The sequence below is a fragment of the Rheinheimera sp. genome, from assembly GCF_030824435.1.
Lineage (GTDB): Bacteria > Pseudomonadota > Gammaproteobacteria > Enterobacterales > Alteromonadaceae > Pararheinheimera.
In genome coordinates, this window is sequence record NZ_JAVBXS010000005.1 from 1 (window position 1) to 3,767 (window position 3,767).

3 protein-coding genes are annotated in these 3,767 nt (G+C 47.8%); all 3 read left to right on the forward strand.

Annotation, left to right across the window (positions count from 1 at the left end):
* Positions 1-470: 470 nt before the first annotated feature.
* The 3 genes from RCH83_RS00085 to tsaB all read left to right on the forward strand — a co-directional run bounded on the left by RCH83_RS00085 (position 471) and on the right by tsaB (position 3,676).
* Positions 471-797 (forward strand): hypothetical protein, encoded by a 327-nt coding sequence (locus RCH83_RS00085; protein ID WP_306517907.1) that lies wholly within the window; start codon positions 471-473, stop codon positions 795-797.
* 237 nt (positions 798-1,034) lie between these two features.
* On the forward strand, positions 1,035-2,978 hold the full coding sequence (locus tag RCH83_RS00090; RefSeq protein ID WP_306517909.1) for an ATP-dependent DNA helicase: 1,944 nt from the start codon (positions 1,035-1,037) through the stop codon (positions 2,976-2,978).
* Positions 2,975-3,676 (forward strand): tRNA (adenosine(37)-N6)-threonylcarbamoyltransferase complex dimerization subunit type 1 TsaB, encoded by a 702-nt coding sequence (tsaB, locus tag RCH83_RS00095; protein ID WP_306517911.1) that lies wholly within the window; start codon positions 2,975-2,977, stop codon positions 3,674-3,676. Before RCH83_RS00090 ends, tsaB begins: the two co-directional genes overlap by 4 nt.
* Positions 3,677-3,767 lie beyond the last annotated feature (91 nt).

Genomic DNA, 3,767 nt, shown 5'->3' on the forward strand with positions numbered 1-3,767 from the left:
CGCAAAACGGGCGGGGAAAAATAAACCTGAACGGCTATTTCGGATGATGGTGATGATGATGTGTGACGTTCAGTTGAATCATAAAAATCTCGGTATTGCTGAAGCTTTGAGTTGCTATACAAGTTATCGGTTTTTTTCCGGGCTGACAAGAGCGTGTCGGAAAAAGTTTTATGGGGGTTGTTATCGATTGTTTTGTTCATGTCTATGATAAATAGCCATTTATTGTTTTTGTTTTTGGTTTTTATTCTTTTTGATGATTTTTTAAACTGAAATATTCTGAGTAATTGGGCTTAAAAAATAGTCAGGTTGTATAGTTGTTTTGAAGGTGGGTGTACCGAATTTAAAGTTTTAATGTCAGGCGCCGATAGATAGAATTGAGTAGATGGTTGTTTTGGTGTTGTAGCGCACAGCAAAACTAAAGCAACTTTAAGTAAGGTGCTTTTAATGCAAAAAACAGCAGGTAATTTAAGATGGACGTGTTATTCCCTTATTTGCCAAGGGTGATGAATCAGCCGGTCGACAGTTCAGGTCGGCTGATTTTGCCTGTTGCCAAATATGAACGTATTCATGCCGAACCTTCGTCTGAACAAAGACAAAGAGTAGGTATGCGCGACCCAAGGCAATATCAACAGCCGGATGAGCAGCAGCCGCCAGAGCAGAAATCTGAACATCAATCTGAGCAACAACAAAGCTCACAACAGACTCAGGAAACACAGTTATTGCCAACAGGCCATGCCGTGACGCCGGAGCAGGATCAACATGCAGATGCTGATGGTCATCTGGATATTTACGTGTAAGCTGTTATTTCTTTTTATGCCTGCTATTGCTTAAGGCCAGTTGTTGCTTCAAGCCTTGTTGCCGCTGGTTTTTGTTCCACATAAATAACCAACAACTAAAGAAATAAAACCTTAGCCTTTGCAGCACCTTCGCGCTAACGGCATAATAGCCCCCTGTTTTTGTCTGCCAAAGGCTGTTGCCTTGTTTATTTTTCCCCGCCCGTTTTTGCGAACACCCCTGTTGCCGGAGCAGAGTTTATGAGCGCTGTAGCCGCTGCTTTTGCCGATGATGGTGTGTTGGCGCAGAATATTGCCGGTTTTAAAGCCCGTGACGCGCAAAAACAAATGGCGATGGCGGTGGCACAAAGTATTGAACAAGGTTCGGCGCTGGTGGTGGAAGCGGGCACTGGCACAGGCAAAACATACGCTTATTTAGTGCCGGCTTTGCTTGCCGGTAAAAAAGTGATTTTATCCACCGGGACCAAAAACCTGCAGGAACAGCTGTATTTCCGCGATTTGCCTAAGGTATTGAATGCTTTGGCTTTACCGCTGCAAACGGCGTTATTAAAAGGCCGCGCCAACTATTTATGTTTATTCCGCCTGACGCAACATTACCAGCATGTACCGGTGAAAGACGATGTGTTGATTCAGGATCTGAGCCTGATTAAAAAATGGTCCAGCGAAACCCAGAGTGGGGATATCGGCGAGCTGACTTATATTGCTGAAGACTCGAAAGCTTTGCCTTATGTCACCAGCACCAGCGACAATTGCCTTGGCAAAGATTGCCCGGATTTTGAAGACTGTTATTTACTCAAAGCCCGTAAAAAAGCTATGAACGCCGATTTGGTGGTGGTGAATCATCATTTGTTTTTTGCTGATATGGCACTGAAAGACACAGGTTTTGGTGAACTGCTGCCGAATATGGATGTGGTGATTTTTGACGAAGCCCACCAAATTCCGGATATCGCCAGTGAATATTTTGGCGAGTCGGTGTCGTCTAAATTATTGGCCGAATTGTGCCGTGATATTGAACTGGCCTGTAAAACCCAATTACGCGACCATCCACAACTGGCAAAAACTGCTGATAAATTAGCGGCTTTGGTGCGCGATTGGCGCTTGTTGTTGCCAGGCGATCCACAAAAAGGCAACTGGCGCGATTGTTATCAGCGCCCTGACATGCAAGTGGCGATGAGCCGCATCAGTGACGCCATGCAGATGTTGTATCTGGTGCTGAAATCGAGCCTCGGCCGCTCTGATCAGGTCGACAGCTGTTATGAGCGTCTGGCGACTGCCAAGGCCCGACTGGAAAAACTATTAGATGTAGAGCGCACCGGCGTCAGTTTTTGGTATGAAACCACTGCCCGTACCATCAGTTTGCATTACACGCCGCTGAGTATCGCCGACAAATTTAACGAACTGGTGTTTGCAGGCGCCGACAACAAAAAACGCAGCTGGATTTTTACCTCAGCCACCTTGTCGGTCGATGAAGGTTTTGCCCATTTTACCAATCAAATGGGGCTGCAAAACGCACAAACGATGCTGCTCGACAGCCCATTTGATTACCCGAATCAGGCGATGTTGCTAGTGCCACGTTATTTGCCGGAGCCAACAGATCCGCGTATTAACAAAGCTTTGCTGGAACTGGCGGTCAAGCTGATTAACGCCAACGACGGCCGCTGTTTTTTCCTTTTTACCAGCCATCGTATGTTGCAGTGGATGGCTCAAGAGCTGCCGCTTTATATCAATTTGCCGATATTAGTACAGGGCAGTACCAGTAAACGTATTTTGCTGGAGCAGTTTGTTGAGCTTAAACACACTGTGCTGCTGGGTACTGGTAGTTTTTGGGAAGGGGTGGATGTGCGGGGTGACACTTTAAGTTGTGTCATTATCGACAAATTACCTTTTGCATCGCCGGATGAGCCTTTATTGCAGGCACGTAGTGAAGACGCCCGGATGCGCGGTCAGGATCCTTTTGCCCAGGTGCAGTTGCCGCAGGCGGTGATCACGTTAAAACAAGGGGTGGGGCGGCTGATCCGCGATGTGTCCGACCGGGGAGTTCTCGCCATTTGCGACAGCCGTTTAGTGACAAGGCCTTATGGTGAAGTCTTTATTAAGTCGCTGCCGCCAATGCGGCGCAGCCGCGATGTAGGTCAGGCCATTGAATTTTTAGAACATATTCACAGTAGTGGAGAACAAGATTGAAATTATTAGCGCTGGATACATCCACCGAAGCCTGCTCTGTTGCTTTGCAACTAGGCACTGAAATTCTGAGTCTGGACGAAGTCTGTCCACAGCAACACAGCAAAAGAGTGTTGCCTATGGTGCAACAGTTGCTGAGTGATGCTGGTGTGTTACTTAAAGATTTAGACGGCATTGTATTTGGCCGTGGCCCCGGCAGTTTTACCGGGGTGCGTATTGGCGTGGGTGTAGCGCAGGGCCTGGCTTTTGGCGCCGGTTTGCCGCTGTATGGCGTGTCTACTTTGGCGGCTATGGCGCAGGCGGCAAAGCGGCTGCATGGTGCCGATAAAGTGGTCGCTGCCATAGATGCGCGAATGGCGGAAGTGTATCTGGGCTGCTATCAGCTGGATGCAGCTGGCCTGATGTTGCTCAAAGGCGAAGAAGTTGCCCGTAAACCGGCTGAATTAGTGGCAGGTGATCTTCCACAGAGCTTTGGCGCGGGCCAGGTGTTTGGTGTCGGCACAGGTTTTCAGACTTACCCTGATGCGTTAACGGCCTGGCAACAGGTAGAAATCAGCCCGCAGATTTTGTTTCCTTCAGCACAGGATATGCTGGTTTTGAGTCAGGCAGCTTTTACCAATGGGCTTTTTGTAGCGCCTGAGCTGGCCGAGCCGACTTATGTGCGGGATGAAGTGACCTGGCAAAAACTGCCTGGCCGTTAACTAAAGGCAGTTAAGTTTTTTGGTGCTAAATGTTTTAAAAAAGCCTTTTACATCGATGTAAAAGGCAAAGCGCTAAAATGGTGCAAAAGCG

What these genes read in the sequence shown, in the direction of transcription:
- RCH83_RS00085 (WP_306517907.1), top strand. Translation starts at nt 471, where the DNA reads ATGGACGTGTTATTCCCTTATTTGCCAAGGGTGATGAATCAGCCGGTC.
- RCH83_RS00090 (WP_306517909.1), top strand. Translation starts at nt 1,035, where the DNA reads ATGAGCGCTGTAGCCGCTGCTTTTGCCGATGATGGTGTGTTGGCGCAG.